This window comes from Rhodococcus sp. SJ-3, assembly GCF_051918125.1.
Taxonomy (GTDB): domain Bacteria; phylum Actinomycetota; class Actinomycetes; order Mycobacteriales; family Mycobacteriaceae; genus Rhodococcus.
On sequence record NZ_CM123306.1, the window covers coordinates 4798631 to 4815037 of the forward strand.

Sequence of the window (16407 nt, forward strand, 5' to 3'; positions counted from 1 at the left end):
ACGCATGGAACCTGTGCCGGAGGACTGGACGAGGGGAATCGTCGTCGTTGCTCATCCCGACGACATCGAGTACGGCGCGGCTGCGGCGGTGGCCCGGTGGACTCGGCAGGGCAAAGACATCCGGTATGTTCTTGCCACCAGTGGTGAGGCCGGGATAGCAAGCTTGCCGCCCGCAGAGTGCGGTCCGCTCCGGGAGGAAGAGGAGCGGGCATCAGCGGCGATCGTCGGCGTCGAGACCGTCGAGTTCCTCGGCCACCCGGACGGGCGCCTCGTCGCGGGACCGGACTTGCGGCGTGACGTGGCAGGAGCGATCAGGAGGCACCGGCCCGAGATGGTGGTGACCGCGAATTTCGGCCTCACGTGGTTCCCGGGCGCACTGAACAGCGCCGACCATCGTGCGTTGGGGCTGTGTGTGCTCGATGCCGTCTCCGATGCCGCCAACGAATGGATCTTTCCGGAACTCGGCGTGGAGCAAGGGTTCGCGCCGTGGTCCGGAGTGCGGTGGGCAGCGGTCAATACTCCGGGCGCGTCCCACGCAGTCGATGTCACCGACACGGTCGACGTAGCGGTGGACTCGCTCGCCGCGCACCGTCGGTATCTCGAGGCCCTCTCCGACACAGACGTCCTGGAACAGGCCCGAGCACAGGTCGAGATGGCTACGGGGCCGCTGCCCGGGTTCCCGGCGGCCCGCGCCGTGGGCTTCGATCTGTACACGTTCGCCGGCTAGACCTGGAGTCGGCGCCTGCGTGCGCGGTGACCGGTGTGCTGCGGCGATCACGATCTGTGGCAGTCTGGGCCGATGCGAGTGGCATTGGTGGCCGGGCCCGATGCGGGACACGCGATTCCGGCCATTGCGCTGAGCAGGCGGTTCGTCGATGCCGGTCATGAAGCGGTGCTCTTCACCGGCGAGCGTTGGTTCGGCGTCGATGTACCCGGCGTGACGGTGGCCCCGCTCGACGGACTGACGCCGAGGGGCGACGACGACGACGGCGATGCGGGTGCGAAGATTCACGCGCGGGCCGCGCACATCGCGACTCTTCTGCTCCCCGGTCTCAGCGCGCTTCTGCCTGATCTCGTCGTCTCGGATGTCATCACCGCGGGTGGCGGTATGGCCGCCGAGCGGCTCGGAATTCCGTGGGTCGAGTTGTCTCCCCACCCGCTGTATCTGCCGTCGCGCGGTCTGCCTCCGATCGGCAGTGGACTCGAGCCCGGGACAGGCCTTGGCGGTCGGGCGCGTGACGCCCTGTTACGCCGCCTCACAGCGCGATCCTTACGGCAGGGGGAACATGAACGTTCCGCCGCACGCGTGGGGATCGGTCTCCCTGCGCGAGATCCTGGTCCGCAGGCGAGGCTCGTCGCAACAGTGCCCGCTCTCGAGGTACCGAGACCGGATTGGCCGTCGAACGCTCACGTCGTCGGAGCGCTGCACTGGGAGCCGACCGGCACGGTCCTCGAACCGCCTCCGGGGGACGGGCCTCTCGTGATGGTGGCGCCGTCGACGGCAGCTACCGGGGTCGCGGGGATGCTCGATGCGGTGTGCGAGGGCCTCGACGGGCTGGGGATGCGTGTCGCGGCCACGATGCTCGACCCGCCCGGAAATGTGCTCCCGGAATGGGCGGTGGCAGGGCAGGGGCGTCAGGATGTCCTTCTTCGTGACGTCGATGTCGTTGTCTGTGGCGGCGGCCACGGAATGCTCGCGAAGGCCTTGAGTGCGGGGGTGCCCGCGGTGATCGTGCCGGGCGGAGGCGATCAGTGGGAACTCGCGAACAGGGCTGCGCGACAGGGGAGTGCAGTGGTGGTCCGGCCCCTCGACGCTGCGTCGGTGCGGGATGCGGTTGCGGAGATCCTGGCCGAGCCGAGGTTCACAGAGGCGGCCAGGCGCGCCGCCGCGACAGCGACCGACGTCGAGGACCCGATCGCGGTGTGTGTGGGTGCAGTTCGCTGATCGGATCGTCGCTGCGGGGGATTCGGTTCGGCCGTTACGGTGGTGTCGTGCGATTGACAGAGTTCCACGAGATGGTCCGAGACGAATTCGGACAGGTGTACGGCGATGCCCTTCTGCGTGACCACATTCTGCTCGAGCTGGGTGGACGGACCGCGGAGCAAGCGATCGAAGCAGGTCAGGAGCCTCGCGAGGTATGGCGGGCGCTGTGTGAGGAGTTCGACGTGCCCGCCGTGCGACGTTGATCGAACACATTTGCATGAATTCGAACAGATGTTCCCCTATGCTGGGTATGTTCGATGGTGAAGGGCGTCTGTTCACAGGCGGCGAATTCATCCACAGCTTCGGCGAGTCCGCGGTCATGGCAGCGAAAGATGTCGGTGCCCGGTTGTAGCGTCGTCGACAATCAGGACGGGACACGATGAAGGGGACCAAGATGGCAGCACAGGCACACGATCGCGAAAAGGCGCTCGAGCTTGCCCTGGCGCAGATCGACAAGAATTTCGGCAAGGGCTCCGTGATGCGCCTGGGTGAGGATGCGCGTCCCCCCATTGCAGTGATCCCGACCGGGTCGATCGCGCTCGACGTGGCGCTCGGTATCGGCGGCCTGCCTCGCGGCCGAGTCGTCGAGATCTACGGGCCGGAATCCTCGGGTAAGACCACGGTGGCACTCCATGCGGTGGCCAACGCTCAGGCCGCAGGCGGCATCGCCGCGTTCATCGACGCGGAACACGCCCTCGACCCGGAATATGCGCGCAAACTCGGTGTCGACACCGACGCCCTGCTCGTGTCGCAGCCGGACACCGGCGAGCAGGCGCTCGAGATCGCCGACATGCTGATCCGCTCCGGCGCGCTCGACATCCTCGTCATCGACTCGGTCGCAGCCCTTGTGCCCCGCGCCGAGATCGAAGGGGAGATGGGCGACAGCCACGTCGGACTCCAAGCTCGCCTGATGAGCCAGGCACTCCGCAAGATGACGGGTGCGCTCAACAACTCCGGCACCACCGCAATCTTCATCAACCAGCTCCGAGAGAAGATCGGAGTCATGTTCGGCTGCTTCAACTACTCCACGAGGGTGCAGTTGGCCGACGGCACGACCGAGAAGATCGGCAAGATCGTCAATCAGAAGCTGGATGTCGAGGTCATGTCCTATGACCCCGCCACCGACAAGATCGTTCCCCGTCGCATCGTCAACTGGTTCGACAACGGTCCGGCCGATCATTTCCTGCAGTTCACCGTCGAGAAGTCCGGTGGCAACGGTCGTTCCCAGTTCGCCGCGACGCCGAACCACCTCATCCGCACGCCCGGAGGCTGGGCCCACGCGGGTGAAATCATTGCGGGCGACCGCGTGCTCGCTATGGAGCCGCACCGGCTGAGTGACCAGCAGTTCGAGGTCGTCCTCGGCTCGCTGATGGGCGACGGCAACCTGTCGCCGAACCGTCGAGACCGCAACGGTGTTCGCTTTCGGATGGGTCACGGTGCGCAGCAGCACGAGTACCTCGACTGGAAGTCCGGACTGCTCGGTAACATCGGTCATTCTGTGCGCACCAACGACAAGGGCGCCAAGTTCGTCGACTTCACCCCGTTGCCCGAGCTCGCCGAGCTTCAACGCGCGGTCTACCTGGGCGACGGCAAGAAGTTCCTGTCAGAGGAGTACCTCAAGGCGCTCACGCCGCTGTCGCTGGCCGTCTGGTACATGGACGACGGCTCCTTCAGCGTGCGGTCGCAGGGGCTGCAGCAACGGACCGCGGGTGGGAGCGGCCGCATCGAAATCTGTGTCGAGGCGTTCAGTGTGGGTTCCCGCGAACGGGTGCGAGACTACCTGCGCGACACTCACGGTCTCGACGTGAAGTTGCGGCATGCGGGTGCCCGCGGAGTCGCGGTTCTCACGTTCACCACTGAAGCGAGCGCGAAGTTCCAGGAGATCGTGGCGCCGTACATGGCCCCGTCGATGGAGTACAAGCTCCTGCCGCGGTTCCGCGGTCTCGGCGCGGTGACGCCGCAGTTCGTCGACCCCACACAACATCTGGTTCCTGCACGGGTGCTCGATGTCCACGTCAAGCCCGAGACTCGTTCGATGCATCGTTTCGACATCGAGGTCGAGGGCAATCACAACTACTTCGTTGACGGCGTGATGGTGCACAATTCTCCTGAAACGACCACGGGCGGAAAGGCTTTGAAGTTCTACGCCTCCGTTCGGTTGGACGTCCGGCGCATCGAGACGCTCAAGGACGGCGGCGACGCGGTCGGTAACCGCACCCGCGTCAAGGTCGTCAAGAACAAGGTGTCGCCGCCGTTCAAGCAGGCAGAGTTCGACATTCTGTACGGGCAGGGCATCAGCAAGGAGGGCTCGCTGATCGACATGGGTGTCGATCAGGGCTTCATCCGAAAGTCCGGCTCCTGGTACACGTACGAAGGCGATCAGCTCGGTCAGGGTAAGGAAAACGCCCGCAAGTTCTTGCTCGAGAACACCGACATACGCGACGAGATCGAGAAGAAGATCAAGGAGAAGCTCGGCATCGGTGCAGTTCTGACCGATCCCGAAGCCGAGGCGGAAGCCGACTTCTAGTCGCAGACTCGAACATCGACGGAGGCACAGACCCCGCGGGTCTGTGCCTCCGTCCATATCCGATACAAGGGCGTGGCCGGGCAACCCTGACAGTTCGGACAAGCTCTGCGGTGGTCGGTCTCGAAAAGTAGTGTCACGCCTTGTGACCACACGACTTTCAGCAAGGATTGCGGTGCTGGCCGGGCTGGGCGCCGCCGCCATGTTCGGTGCCACCGGCACTGCAGCCGCCGACCACACCGAGTACCTGATCGTCCCCGGCCACACCTACACCCTCGGCGAGGGCAATGATCCGCTTTGCGCCGGCCAGATCACCACCTCCATCCGATCACCTCACGATCGTCCCGCCACCGCGCTGGTGTCGATGACGTTCGCGCCCTACCTCGGTACGGCGAGCGGAGGCAAGCCGACGTGCGCTGTGACCGCGTTGGTGAACTGGCACAACCTCGAGACCGGTGCCTCGGGATCCGTACCCGCGTCCATGTCGCACACTTCGCGGGGGCTCGCACCGAGTCTTCAGGAGGGCGGATACCTGGAGATCCACACGGGGCGAGGACGGGTCGTCTTCACCATCGGCACGACGAGTCTGCACCACATCGGAGCGGCACCGCTCGAAGTGTTCGTCCCCTGAGCGCACCGCCGGTCGTCTGGCAGCATCTGTGGAATGACGGTGCGTCCCCTACGGGTGTGTGTCTTCGGTGATTCCTTCGTCGCGGGGGTCGGAGACCCCGCGCATCGCGGTTGGGTGGGTCGAGTCGCGGAGCGTGCACTCGCCGAGTTGCCCGTCGACCTCACGGTCTACAACCTCGGTATCAGGCGCGACACGTCTTCCGATGTGCGGGCGCGTTGGCCGAGCGAAGCGCTCGCCAGGTTTTCCCGCGAGTACGACAACCGGATGATCGTGTCGTTCGGTGTGAACGACACGACTTTGCAGAACGGCACACTTCGCGTCGAACCAGCGGAGTCCGAATCCAATCTGGCCGCGATCCTCGATGTTGCGGCGTCCCGCGGGTGGCCCACGCTCGTGGTCGGGCCACCACCGATTGCAGACGAGCAGCAGAACGCGCGTACAGCGGCGCTCGACGAGCGACTGGCTGCCCTGTGTCATGCGCACACGGTGCCCTACCTTCACACGTTCTCGCATCTGGTGGGCGCGACTTCGTGGATGAGGGAAGCAGATCGGGGCGATGGTGCGCATCCAGGTGCGCAAGGTTACACGGACCTCGCCGACCTCGTGTGCGCGGACATCACCGCCTGGCTCGGGACGTCCGCCGACTCGGTCGGTGGCCGCGTCTAGGGTTCTCATCATGGACGATCCCGAAGATGTCGGACCATCCGAGAACGACGCGCGCACCGCACCCGGTGGCCGTCGGCGTCGGGCCCGCCCCGAACCTGGCGGCGGCACCGAAGCACAGGCCAAGGATGTGTGTCTGAGGCTCCTCACCGATAGGGCCCGGAGTCGCTCCGAACTCGCCACCAAACTCGAGCAGAAGGGCTTTACAGCGGAGATCTCCGAGCGCACCCTCGATCGCCTCACCGAGGCCGGGTTGATCGACGACGCAGACTTCGCCCAGCAGTGGGTGCGCTCTCGGCACCTGTACTCGGGGAAAGGCAAGCGTGCGATAGCACTGGAGTTGCGCCGCAAGGGCATCGACCAGCAGGACGCGGCCGATGCCCTCGACACGATCGACAGTGATTCAGAACGCGAACGGGCCGTAGAACTGGTCAGAAAGAAACTCCGCACCCAGGCGCCGTTGCCCACGGAGGGCGACCGGCGTGAGATCGCGACCGAACGCGACAAGCTGGTTCGACGCCTCGTCGGGATGCTTGCCCGTCGCGGCTACGCGCAGGGGATGGCCTTCGATGTGGTTCGCGACGAAGTGACGGCTTTCGAAGTCGATACTGGCGAACCGCTCGACTGAACTATCCGCTCGTCACCTCACCGAGCGGGGACCGGTGATGTCCATCCCGGGTACTGCCGTCACGGGCACCGGGGCATCCGGCTCACCGTCGGTGGTCGAACCCCGGCGCCTGCTGGACCGCAACCGCTTCTCGAGCCATGTTGCGAAGCGCGTCAGAGCGCTGTTGAGGATGATCATGATGGCGGCTACCACCAGCAGCGACGGAAGGTAGTTCTGGAAGTAGGCACCGAGCTGCTGCCCCGACCGCACCACTTCGACGTAGCCGATGAGGTAGCCGAGTGCCGAGTCCTTGAGCGCGATCACCATCTGCGACACGATCGCAGGCAGCATTACCGTCACGGCCTGCGGCAGGAGAATCAGACGCATGGTCTGGCCCTTGCGTAGACCGATGGCAGAGGCCGCTTCGGTCTGGCCCTTCGGGAGTGAGTTGATGCCTGCGCGCACGATCTCGGCGATCACGGACCCGTTGTAGAGCGTCAGACCGGTCACGACCGCGGCGAGCGCAAGGTAGTCGGACTTGAACAGTCGATACTCCGCGAACACCTGGTACGCGAAGATCATCAGGATGAGGACGGGGATCGCGCGGAACAGCTCGACGATGAACCCGGACACCATCCGAATGGAACGATGCTCCGACAGTCGGCCGATGCCCAGAACCGCCCCCAATACCAAGGCCAGCACGATCGACAGGGCGGCGGCAATCAGCGTGCCCCGGATACCGGGGATCAGGTACGTCGTCCAGCTCGACGACTCGAGGAACGGGTCCCATTTCGCTGCGGTGAGCTGCCCTTGCGAATCCAGGGCGCGGTACACCACGTATGCGATGATGACGAGAACGATGCCCACGAGGACCGACAGCACGCGGTAGAGCGCGCGGGCCTTCGGGCCGGGAGCGTCGTAGAGAACAGTGCCTTCCGAACTCATCGCGCTACCTCGAATCGCTTGCTGAGCCAGCCGAACAGCAGGCCGGTCGGGAGGGTCAGGATCACGAAGCCCACGGCGAAGATCCCACCGATGACAAAGATGGCCGCCTCGTTCTCGATCATCGTCTTCATCAGCAGCGACGCCTCCGCTACACCGATCACCGACGCGATTGTCGAGTTCTTGGTGAGGGCGATGAGTACGGAACCCAGAGGTGCGATGACCGCGCGGAAAGCCTGCGGCAGCACGATGAACCGGAGGTTCTGGCCGAACGTCAAGCCAAGGGAGCGGCCTGCTTCGGACTGCCCGAGGTGGACGGTGTTGATTCCGGAGCGCAGAGACTCGCACACGAAGGCGGCGGTGTAGACGGTCAAGCCGAGGACCGCGAGACGGAAGTTGTTGTCCACCAAGAATGTCGGAGACGACTGCGGTGCGAGATGGATCTGGAGAGTCTGTGACAGTCCGAACAGGCAGAAGATGATGATCAGGGTCAGTGGTGTGTTTCGGAAGATGGTCACATACACCGTTCCGACCGCCCGGGCGACAGGGATCGGGGACACCCGCATGGCCGCGAGGATCGTTCCGAGGATCAGCGAACCGATAGCGGACAATACCGTCAGCTGGATCGTCGTCCAGAACGCTTCGAGCAGCTGACTTCCGTACTTGCTGAACAGATCCACAGGTCAACTCCGGGATCGAGGGGACGGGACACTGGGGGGCAGAACCGGCCGGTCCGTGAACCCGTCACGAACCGGCCGTTCGTACCTCGAACGCTGCGTCGGATCAGTACCGATCGACGGTCGGCGGTTCCGGCAGCGGGTATCCGGACGCGCCGACGGTTGCCTCGAAGGCCTCCGCCCAGGCTCCGCTGTCGATCATCTCCTGGATTGCATCGTTGATGGCAGTTCGCGAAGCGTCGTCGCCCTTGGCCAGGCCGATGCCGTACCGCTCCTCGGTGAACGGTTCACCGACCACCTTGAAGGATCCGGGACTCTGGGCTGCGTAACCGGCGAGGATGATGTCGTCGGTGGTCACCGCATCGACCGCGCCGTTGCGCAGAGCTTCGACACATGCGGAGTAGGTGTCGAACTCCTGTAACTGCACATCCTGCGCATAGGTGTCCTTGACGTTCTGTGCGGGCGTCGACCCCGTCACCGAACACAGGCGCTTGCCGCCGCTGAGCGATTCCGGGCCGGTGATCTCGGTGTCATCGGCGCGCACCAGCAGCGACTGGCCCGCGATGAAGTAAGGACCTGCGAAATCGACCTTTTCCTTGCGAGAATCGGTGATCGAATAGGTTGCGACGATGTAGTCGACCTCGCCGTTCTGGATCAGCGTTTCGCGCTGAGCCGACGGCGACTCCTTGAACTCGATGTTCTCCTCGGGCACGCCGAGCTGTCCTGCCACGTACTTGGCCACCTCGACATCGAACCCGCTGAAGGTGCCGTCGGGGTTGCGGAGGCCGAGTCCGGGCTGGTCGAACTTGATACCCACCACGAGGCTGCCGTTCTCGGCCGAGGATGTGACACTACGAGATTCGTCGCCGCCACACGCTGTTGCGGCGAGGGCGACGGCGATCACGCCGATGCCCAGGCGGATCGAGCGAGACATTTTCATCGAGTACCTCCGGTTGTGGTGTTCGATCGGGCTGTCGTGAACAGGGCTAATGGCTCAGGATCTTGCCGAGGAAATCCTTGGCCCGATCGGATGACGGAGAGGTGAAGAAGGTGGTGGGGTCGGTGTCTTCGACGATGCGGCCGTCGGCCATGAACAACACCCGGTCTCCGGCCTTGCGGGCGAAGCCCATCTCGTGGGTGACGACGACCATCGTCATCCCCTCCTTGGCGAGTGAGGTCATCACGTCGAGAACCTCCTGGACCATCTCGGGATCGAGCGCGGAGGTGGGCTCATCGAACAGCATCACCTTCGGATTCATTGCCAGGGCGCGGGCGATCGCGACGCGCTGCTGCTGACCGCCGGACAACTGTGCGGGGTACTTGTCGGCCTGGTTCGCGATGCCCACACGGTCGAGCAAGCGCAGCGCGTTCTCCCGTGCGGTCTCCTTCTTCTGCTTGCGGACCTTGAGTGGGCCCAGCATTACATTCTCGAGGATCGTCTTGTGCGCGAAGAGGTTGAACGACTGGAACACCATGCCGACGTCGGCCCGCAGCGCTGCCAAAGCTTTGCCTTCGGCCGGGAGGGCCTTGCCGTCGACCCGGATCTCACCTGAGTCGATCGGTTCCAGCCGGTTGATGGTCCGGCACAGGGTGGACTTCCCGGATCCCGACGGACCTACCACGATGACCACCTGGCCACTCGGAACCTCGATATCGATGTCCTGGAGAACGTGCAGAGCACCGAAGTGCTTGTTCACGTTCGTCATCGTGATCATCGGAGTGGAGCTGCTCGATCCCTCCGAGGGCTTCACCGAACCCGCATCCGCTGATGTCATGATCAAGACCCTATGCGGTCGCTGTCCGGAACCTCCACATTTCGTCCCATCGACATTCAACTTTTACAGCGGCAGCGGGGCGAGGCCCGACCGTAGCCGTCCTCGACATCGGTGCGGCGCGGCGGACACCGTCACCGCCGGGGCGGTCGGTTATTCTCGTGAGCTACCCTGAGACGTGTCATTGATCGACGATGTTGCCCCGAACACAGGTGCCCGAACCTATGAGGTCCGCACCTACGGCTGCCAGATGAACGTGCACGATTCGGAGCGTTTGTCCGGCCTGCTGGAAGACGCCGGATTCACCCGCGCCGATGCAGGTGCGGCGCCCGACCTGGTCGTCTTCAACACGTGCGCGGTGCGCGAGAACGCCGACAACAAGCTGTACGGCAATCTGAGCCATCTCAGGCCGGTCAAGGACGAGAACCCGAACATGCAGATCGCGGTCGGGGGGTGTCTCGCGCAGAAGGATCGCGCCACCGTCGTCAAGAAGGCACCGTGGGTCGATGTCGTGTTCGGTACACACAACATCGGTAATCTCCCTGCTCTCCTCGATCGCGCGCGGCACAATCGCAAGGCCGAGGTCGAGATCCTCGAGTCGCTCGAAGCATTCCCCTCGACACTCCCTGCCAAGCGTGAGTCACCCTATGCGGGCTGGGTGTCGATCTCGGTCGGATGCAACAACACGTGCACTTTCTGCATCGTGCCTGCCCTGCGTGGCAAAGAGGTCGACCGCCGGCCCGGCGACATCCTTGCCGAAGTGCAGGCACTCGTCGACGAAGGCGTTCTCGAGGTGACACTGCTCGGGCAGAACGTCAACTCGTACGGGCGGTCCTTCGCCGACCCGGAACAGCCTCGCGACCGCGGCGCATTCGCGTCGTTGCTCCGCGCGTGCGGCGACATCGACGGTCTCGAGCGTGTGCGGTTCACCTCGCCGCATCCCGCAGAGTTCACCGACGACGTCATTGAAGCGATGGCGTCGACGCCCAACGTCTGCCCCCAACTCCATATGCCGCTGCAGTCCGGTAGCGACCGGGTCCTGCGTGCGATGCGTCGTTCGTACCGCAAGGAGAAGTTTCTCGGCATCATCGAGCGAGTCCGTGCGGCGATGCCGCACGCGGCCATCACCACCGACATCATCGTCGGATTCCCCGGTGAGACCGAAGAGGACTTCCAGGACACCCTCGATGTCGTCGAGAAAGCTCGCTTCACCAGCGCTTTCACGTTCCAGTATTCCAAGCGCCCCGGCACACCCGCCGCCGAGATGGACGAACAGCTCCCGAAGGCCGTCGTGCAGGAACGGTACGAGCGGTTGATCGCGCTGCAGGAGAGCATCACGCTGGAGGAGAACTGCAAGCTCGTCGGTACCGAGGTCGAGCTGCTCGTCGCGGCAGGTGAAGGTCGCAAGAACGCCGAAACCGCCCGGATGAGCGGTCGCGCACGCGACGGTCGACTCGTGCATTTCCGGCCCGAAGGCAACATCGACACCGCGGTGCGGCCCGGCGACATCGTCACGATCGTCGTCAGCGATGCCGCGCCGCATCATCTCGTGGCCGACACCCCGATCCTCACTCACCGCCGCACCCGCGCGGGCGACCACTTCGAACAGGGGCGCCTGCCCAAGACGAAACCGATCGGTGTGGGACTCGGCCTGCCGAGCATCGGTGCCCCTGAACCCCTACCGACTCAGATGGGATGCAACGCATGACCACGGGCAAGAACAGTCCGAACATCGACCGGGGTGCAGGAGGTGAAGCAGATCGCCTGAGCAACCACGGGCTCAGGGAGGCGCGCGCCGACCTGGAAGCGGCCGAACGCCGGATCGCGGGTGAGATCGATCCCGGAGCCCGCGCGATGTTCGTCGCCGTCGCGGTGCTCGTGCTACTCGGGTCGTTGAGTCTCCCGCACGCCGGTACAGCCAATGGGTGGGAGGTGCTCTCGTTCGCGTCCGACGCGACAGCCGAATCGATCGCACTTCCGTCCCGCATCTTCACGTGGCTCGTCCTCGTGTTCGGCGCGGTCGCCTCGATTCTCGCGCTCGTGACCCGCAAATGGTTTCTGGCGTGGGTCGCAGCTGCAGGCTCCGCGGTGTCGATCATCTTCGGGTTGCTCACGGTGTGGTCACGCCAGACGCTTCCGGTCGACTCCGACGCGTCGGGCCCCGGAATCGGCCTGTTCCTCGGCTGGCTCGCCGTGATGGTGCTGACCTTCCACTGGGTCCGCGTGGTCTGGTCCCGTACATCGGCGCAGCTCGAGGCCGAGGCCGAGTTGCGGCGTGTTGCCGAAGAAGACGACCGTCGGGGAATGTTCGGCGGCCACCTGAAGTAGTTCGTTCACAGACGACGCGAGCCCCGTCCGGGCCGGAAATCCTGCCGGCACGAACGAGGCTCGCTTTGTTTCGGAGGTGCGGTCAGCGTTCGCCGACGGCGCTTTCCGCAGCTTCCGCCCACTCGCGCCACTGTGCGGCCTGGGCGAGCGCCGCGTCGGCATCCTTGGTGCGGCCCTTCGCCTGTGCCTTCTCCGCTTGTTCCTCGAACTGCTGGACCCGCTCGCGGAACTGGGCAGCGCGGGCAAGGGCTTCGGGGTCGGTCCGACGCCACTCGCTGTCGGACGCTTCACGGACGCGCTTCTCGATCGCCCGGAGGCGACCCTCGAGATCGTGCATCCGGTCGCGGGGAACCTTGCCGATCGCCTCCCACTGTTCCTGAAGTTCGCGAAGCCGGGTACGCGCGGCCTCCAGATCGGCCGCGGGGTCGATGCTCGACGCCGACTCGAGCAGCGTCTCCTTGGCGCGGGCGTTCTCCTCGAACTCGGCGTCGCGTTCCGCGGATGCGGCGTTGCGCGCGGCGAAGAAGACGTCCTGTGCGCCCTTGAAGCGCTTCCACAGCTGGTCGTCGGCCTCGCGCGGGGCGCGCCCCGATGCCTTCCACTCAGCAAGCAGATCCCGGAATGCTGCGGCGGTGGCGCCCCAGTCGGTGGAGTCCTGCAGTGCTTCGGCGCGTGCGACCAGCTCTTCCTTCTTGGTCTTCGAGGAGGCACGTTCACGATCGAGTTCGGCGAAGTGAGCGCCGCGACGACGATTGAAGGCCTCTCGTGCCTTCGAATACCGGCGCCACAGCACGTCGTCGGTCTTACGGTCGACACCGCGGATCGACTTCCACTCGTCGAGGATCTCCCGCAGACGATCGCCTGCGGCCTTCCAATGAGTCGAGTCGGCGCCGATCTCCTCGGCCTCGGCCGCCAGCGCTTCCTTGCGGGCAGTGGATTCCGCGCGGTGCTGCTCCTTCTCCTGTTTCTGGACGACCGCTGCCTTCTCCGACTCCTCGATCACACCCGTGAGCCGTGCCGAGAGCGCGTCCAGGTCGCCGATCACCGCCGCGGTCGGCAACGACTCGAGGATCGCTTCGGCCGCCGCACGGGTCTTCTTGACGTCACCGGAGCCCGATGTCAGACGGGTCTCCAACAGTGCGACCTCGGTGGCGAGATCGTCGTAACGCCGACCGAAATGCTCGAGGCCTTCGGCGGCGTCGCCTGCTTGCCACGAACCGATGCAACGCTCACCGTCGGCGGTCAGAACCCACGCGGTGCCGTCATCGTCGACTCGTCCGAACCGGCTCGGGTCGCTTGCCGGTACCGCAGGGGCGTGCGGATGCGTCTGTCCAGGGACCGGATGAGGCTTGGGGGCGTGTTCCGACTCGGTCGGGGCGGGCTTCGGCGCGCCGGGGCGTGGGCCTCCCGGCTTCGGGGGACCAGGACGCGGCGGTGTGCCGGACACCTGCTCGGGCGTCGGGTCCTGTGCGTTCGGGTCGGTCATCGCTACCTCATCTCTGCCGCGCGGCACGGCTGCCTGATCGCATCGCTTACCGCAGGTCCGGTCACGGCATCCGTGATCACGTCCGCCCCCTATTGAAACAGGTCGCGCGCCTGCGGGGTTCCCGGTCCGGTCGACTACCGTTGCCGATGTGTTGATTGCCGCGGTGTTCGTGCCTTCCCCGCCTCTTCTCGTGCCCGAATTGGTCGGACTCGATTCCCCCGAGGCCGACGAGTTGCGACACGCCGTACTCGCCGCGGCGCGTGCGGTCGGCGACGTCGACGAGTGGATCGTGGTGGGTACGGGGACCGAGAGCGAGGAAGTCCCGTCCGACGCCGTCGGCACCTTCCGCGGATTCGGTGCCGACGTCCGGGTTGAGCTCGGTCCCGCAGTGGTTCCGGCCTCAGGGCCTCCGGACGTCGACATGCCGCTTCCTGCGTTGATCGCCGGATGGCTGCGCGAGCGTACAGCGCGGGAAGTTCGCGCCGAGGTACACGTCCTCGCCCGCGACACCGACCCAGGCGCGTGCGCACAGCTGGGCAAGACACTGCGAGCGCATCTCGAGGAAGGCGCCACGCGGCGCGGGCTGCTCATCGTCGCCGACGGCGCTGCAACCCTGACATCCAAGGCTCCTGGCGCGTTCGACGAGAGGTCTGCTGCAGTCGAGCAGAGTCTGGGCGACGCCCTCGCGGCCGGTAGTCCCCAGATCCTGGCTGCGCTCGACGCCGGACTGTGCGCGGACATCGCACTCGAAGGTCGTGCTGCATGGCAGGTCCTGGCAGCGGCGTTCGCCCAGCCTCCGTCCGAGGCCACGATCGAATACAGCGCGGCACCCTACGGTGTGGGATACCACGTGGGGGCATGGCGTCCATGAGCAAGACGGGACATCGTCGTCCGATCGCCGTGGTAGGTCCGACCGCAACGGGTAAGTCGGATCTCGGGCTGGACCTCGCTGAGGCCGTCGGGGGTGAAATCGTCAACATCGACGCGATGCAGCAGTACCGCGGGATGGACATCGGCACCGCGAAACTTCCGGTCGACGAGCGACGCGGGATCACGCACCACCAACTCGATGTCCTCGACGTCACAGAGACTGCGACGGTCGCGCGCTACCAGGAGGCCGCCACCGCCGACGTCGAACGCATCCTCGCGTCGGGCCGGGTGCCGATCGTCGTGGGCGGATCGATGATGTACGTGCAGTCCCTGCTCGACGACTGGCAGTTCCCCGCGACCGACCCCGACGTCCGCGCGAAATGGGAAGCGGTTCTCGCCGACGGGGGAGTGGCCGCAGTGCACGAAGCCTTGCGCCGTGCCGACCCTGCCGCGGCCGCCACGATCCTGCCCACGGACGGGCGGCGCATGGTCCGTGCGCTGGAAGTGGTCGAGCTGACCGGGCTTCCCTTTGCAGCATCACAGCCGGTCGTCGGCGATCCACGCTGGGGCACGGTCATCCTCGGCGTCGACCGCGACACGGCGGATCTGGACGAGCGCATCGAGAAACGCACCGATCTCATGTTCGAACTCGGCCTCGTCGACGAGGTACATGCACTGATCGCGCGTGGACTGCGCGACGGCGTGACTGCACCCCGTGCGATTGGATACTCCCAGGTCCTCGAGTACCTGGAAGGGAAGTGCGACCTCGACTATGCGCGGGAACGGACCTTCATCGGAACCCGACGGTACGTCCGTCGGCAGCGCTCATGGTTTCGCCGCGATCATCGGATCCGCTGGTTCGACGGCGCCGACCCGAATGTGGCTGCCGATGCGCTGCGAGTCGTCGACTCCGAAGTGTTGTGAGTCGTCGACTCCGAAGCACTGTGAGTCGTCGACTCCGATGCGCTGCGAGTCGTCGACTCCTGGAGCTGAGAACAGCGAAGCTCTCGCTAAGGTTGACGGCATGGAGTTCAGCAAAGGTCACGGCACCGAGAACGATTTCGTCATCCTTCCCGATCCCGATGCCCGGCTGACTCTCACATCCGACCGCATCACGGCCCTGTGCGACCGACGACGCGGTCTCGGAGCCGACGGCGTCTTACGTGTAGCGCGCACCGGAGCGTTGGTCGAGTCGGGTCTGCTCGATGCGGTCCCCGACGGGGCGAGCGCCGGCGACTGGTTCATGGACTACCGCAACGCCGACGGATCGATCGCCGAGATGTGCGGCAACGGGGTGCGGGTCTTCGCGCACTACCTCACCGCGGAAAGGCTGGAAACTCGGAAGAGCTTCGTCGTGGGATCGAGAGCCGGCGGCAAGCCCGTGCGGGTCCACTCTGCCGGAGCGGTCAGGGGCGAGGTCACCGTGGAAATGGGACGGGTTGCACAGCTCGGCGAGTCGTCCGCCACGATCGATGGCCGCGTGTATCCGGGGATCGGCATCGACGTCGGAAACCCGCATCTGGCCTGTGTCGATCCGAATCTCACGGGCGCGAGCCTCGCCGCACTCGACCTCACGTCGCCCGGTTACGACCCCGGCTTCTTCCCTCAAGGCGTCAACATCGAGTTTCTGACCCCGATCGAATCGGGAGCCGTCCAGATGCGCGTGCACGAGCGGGGGGTCGGCGAGACACGCTCGTGTGGAACGGGCACGGTCGCGGCCGCCGCAGCGGCGCTGCGGTACGACGGGGCCGACGCCGGTGTCGTCCGGGTACGGATTCCCGGCGGTGCAGTGGAGGTGCGGATCGAGGACGAGCATGCCTGGTTGAGAGGGCCCTCGGTGCTCGTTGCGCACGGCACCATCAGCGACGACTGGTGGTCTTCGCTCGAGTGAGCGCGTACCTTCACGGGGTCGTCCGAAAAACT

General features: G+C 65.4%; 17 protein-coding genes. 12 read left to right on the forward strand and 5 right to left on the reverse strand.

The features are described from left to right. The first annotated feature begins 4 nt into the window (after positions 1 to 4). The 7 genes from ACTDXD_RS22385 to ACTDXD_RS22415 all read left to right on the forward strand — a co-directional run bounded on the left by ACTDXD_RS22385 (position 5) and on the right by ACTDXD_RS22415 (position 6430). Entirely contained in the window at positions 5 to 727 is a 723-nt protein-coding gene (locus ACTDXD_RS22385) for a PIG-L deacetylase family protein (RefSeq protein WP_440124398.1), read from the forward strand. A 72-nt stretch (positions 728 to 799) separates the two neighbouring features. Continuing rightward, positions 800 to 1945, forward strand: coding sequence for a glycosyltransferase (locus ACTDXD_RS22390; protein WP_440124399.1), 1146 nt, complete (start codon positions 800 to 802; stop codon positions 1943 to 1945). Positions 1946 to 1992: 47 nt separating this feature from the next. Continuing rightward, complete coding sequence (locus tag ACTDXD_RS22395; RefSeq protein WP_440124400.1) at positions 1993 to 2187, forward strand: DUF3046 domain-containing protein; 195 nt, start codon at positions 1993 to 1995, stop codon at positions 2185 to 2187. A 191-nt stretch (positions 2188 to 2378) separates the two neighbouring features. Then, the gene (gene recA / locus ACTDXD_RS22400; protein WP_440127755.1) at positions 2379 to 4511 is read left to right on the forward strand and encodes an intein-containing recombinase RecA; all 2133 of its coding nucleotides are present in this window, start codon (positions 2379 to 2381) and stop codon (positions 4509 to 4511) included. A gap of 142 nt (positions 4512 to 4653) precedes the next feature. Then, a complete protein-coding gene (locus tag ACTDXD_RS22405) occupies positions 4654 to 5139 on the forward strand; it encodes a hypothetical protein (protein ID WP_440124401.1) in 486 nt (161 codons plus the stop codon). A gap of 33 nt (positions 5140 to 5172) precedes the next feature. Then, positions 5173 to 5805: a DUF459 domain-containing protein gene (locus ACTDXD_RS22410; protein ID WP_440124402.1), complete on the forward strand. Its 633-nt coding sequence runs from the start codon at positions 5173 to 5175 to the stop codon at positions 5803 to 5805. Further along, on the forward strand, positions 5792 to 6430 hold the full coding sequence (locus tag ACTDXD_RS22415) for a regulatory protein RecX (protein WP_440124403.1): 639 nt from the start codon (positions 5792 to 5794) through the stop codon (positions 6428 to 6430). Before ACTDXD_RS22410 ends, ACTDXD_RS22415 begins: the two co-directional genes overlap by 14 nt. A 12-nt stretch (positions 6431 to 6442) precedes the next feature. Here the strand turns inward: ACTDXD_RS22415 and ACTDXD_RS22420 are convergent, their stop codons facing one another. From ACTDXD_RS22420 to ACTDXD_RS22435, 4 genes are all read right to left on the reverse strand, one after another. Continuing rightward, positions 6443 to 7354, reverse strand: coding sequence for an amino acid ABC transporter permease (locus tag ACTDXD_RS22420; protein WP_440124404.1), 912 nt, complete (start codon positions 7352 to 7354; stop codon positions 6443 to 6445). Then, positions 7351 to 8031: an amino acid ABC transporter permease gene (locus ACTDXD_RS22425; RefSeq protein ID WP_440124405.1), complete on the reverse strand. Its 681-nt coding sequence runs from the start codon at positions 8029 to 8031 to the stop codon at positions 7351 to 7353. The genes ACTDXD_RS22420 and ACTDXD_RS22425 overlap by 4 nt, the downstream gene beginning before the upstream one ends. A gap of 103 nt (positions 8032 to 8134) precedes the next feature. After that, positions 8135 to 8968: a glutamate ABC transporter substrate-binding protein gene (locus ACTDXD_RS22430; RefSeq protein ID WP_440124406.1), complete on the reverse strand. Its 834-nt coding sequence runs from the start codon at positions 8966 to 8968 to the stop codon at positions 8135 to 8137. Between the two features lie 46 nt (positions 8969 to 9014). Next, a complete protein-coding gene (locus ACTDXD_RS22435) occupies positions 9015 to 9743 on the reverse strand; it encodes an amino acid ABC transporter ATP-binding protein (protein WP_440127756.1) in 729 nt (242 codons plus the stop codon). A 235-nt stretch (positions 9744 to 9978) separates the two neighbouring features. On the opposite strand from ACTDXD_RS22435, the gene miaB reads away from it, so the two are divergent. Further along, on the forward strand, positions 9979 to 11508 hold the full coding sequence (gene miaB / locus ACTDXD_RS22440; protein ID WP_440124407.1) for a tRNA (N6-isopentenyl adenosine(37)-C2)-methylthiotransferase MiaB: 1530 nt from the start codon (positions 9979 to 9981) through the stop codon (positions 11506 to 11508). After that, positions 11505 to 12128 (forward strand): Rv2732c family membrane protein, encoded by a 624-nt coding sequence (locus ACTDXD_RS22445; protein WP_440124408.1) that lies wholly within the window; start codon positions 11505 to 11507, stop codon positions 12126 to 12128. The genes miaB and ACTDXD_RS22445 overlap by 4 nt, the downstream gene beginning before the upstream one ends. 82 nt (positions 12129 to 12210) lie before the next feature. Here the strand turns inward: ACTDXD_RS22445 and ACTDXD_RS22450 are convergent, their stop codons facing one another. Next, positions 12211 to 13614 (reverse strand): DUF349 domain-containing protein, encoded by a 1404-nt coding sequence (locus tag ACTDXD_RS22450; protein WP_440124409.1) that lies wholly within the window; start codon positions 13612 to 13614, stop codon positions 12211 to 12213. A gap of 148 nt (positions 13615 to 13762) precedes the next feature. Here ACTDXD_RS22450 and ACTDXD_RS22455 point away from each other — a divergent pair, with 148 nt between their 5' ends. From ACTDXD_RS22455 to dapF, 3 genes are all read left to right on the forward strand, one after another. Beyond that, positions 13763 to 14485: a hypothetical protein gene (locus ACTDXD_RS22455; protein ID WP_440124410.1), complete on the forward strand. Its 723-nt coding sequence runs from the start codon at positions 13763 to 13765 to the stop codon at positions 14483 to 14485. After that, positions 14482 to 15408: a tRNA (adenosine(37)-N6)-dimethylallyltransferase MiaA gene (miaA, locus tag ACTDXD_RS22460; protein ID WP_440124411.1), complete on the forward strand. Its 927-nt coding sequence runs from the start codon at positions 14482 to 14484 to the stop codon at positions 15406 to 15408. Before ACTDXD_RS22455 ends, miaA begins: the two co-directional genes overlap by 4 nt. Before the next feature lie 100 nt (positions 15409 to 15508). Then, positions 15509 to 16375 carry a diaminopimelate epimerase gene (gene dapF, locus ACTDXD_RS22465; protein WP_440124412.1) on the forward strand — a complete coding sequence of 289 codons (867 nt, stop codon included), beginning with the start codon at positions 15509 to 15511 and terminating at the stop codon, positions 16373 to 16375. Positions 16376 to 16407 lie beyond the last annotated feature (32 nt).

Bases quoted from the DNA above. Each gene is read 5' to 3' on its own strand.
- ACTDXD_RS22385 (WP_440124398.1), top strand. From the start codon at position 5: ATGGAACCTGTGCCGGAGGACTGGACGAGGGGAATCGTCGTCGTTGCT.
- ACTDXD_RS22390 (WP_440124399.1), top strand. From the start codon at position 800: ATGCGAGTGGCATTGGTGGCCGGGCCCGATGCGGGACACGCGATTCCG.
- recA (WP_440127755.1), top strand. From the start codon at position 2,379: ATGGCAGCACAGGCACACGATCGCGAAAAGGCGCTCGAGCTTGCCCTG.
- ACTDXD_RS22410 (WP_440124402.1), top strand. From the start codon at position 5,173: ATGACGGTGCGTCCCCTACGGGTGTGTGTCTTCGGTGATTCCTTCGTC.
- ACTDXD_RS22420 (WP_440124404.1), bottom strand. From the start codon at position 7,354: ATGAGTTCGGAAGGCACTGTTCTCTACGACGCTCCCGGCCCGAAGGCC.
- ACTDXD_RS22430 (WP_440124406.1), bottom strand. From the start codon at position 8,968: ATGAAAATGTCTCGCTCGATCCGCCTGGGCATCGGCGTGATCGCCGTC.
- ACTDXD_RS22435 (WP_440127756.1), bottom strand. From the start codon at position 9,743: ATGATCACGATGACGAACGTGAACAAGCACTTCGGTGCTCTGCACGTT.
- ACTDXD_RS22445 (WP_440124408.1), top strand. From the start codon at position 11,505: ATGACCACGGGCAAGAACAGTCCGAACATCGACCGGGGTGCAGGAGGT.
- ACTDXD_RS22450 (WP_440124409.1), bottom strand. From the start codon at position 13,614: ATGACCGACCCGAACGCACAGGACCCGACGCCCGAGCAGGTGTCCGGC.
- miaA (WP_440124411.1), top strand. From the start codon at position 14,482: ATGAGCAAGACGGGACATCGTCGTCCGATCGCCGTGGTAGGTCCGACC.
- dapF (WP_440124412.1), top strand. From the start codon at position 15,509: ATGGAGTTCAGCAAAGGTCACGGCACCGAGAACGATTTCGTCATCCTT.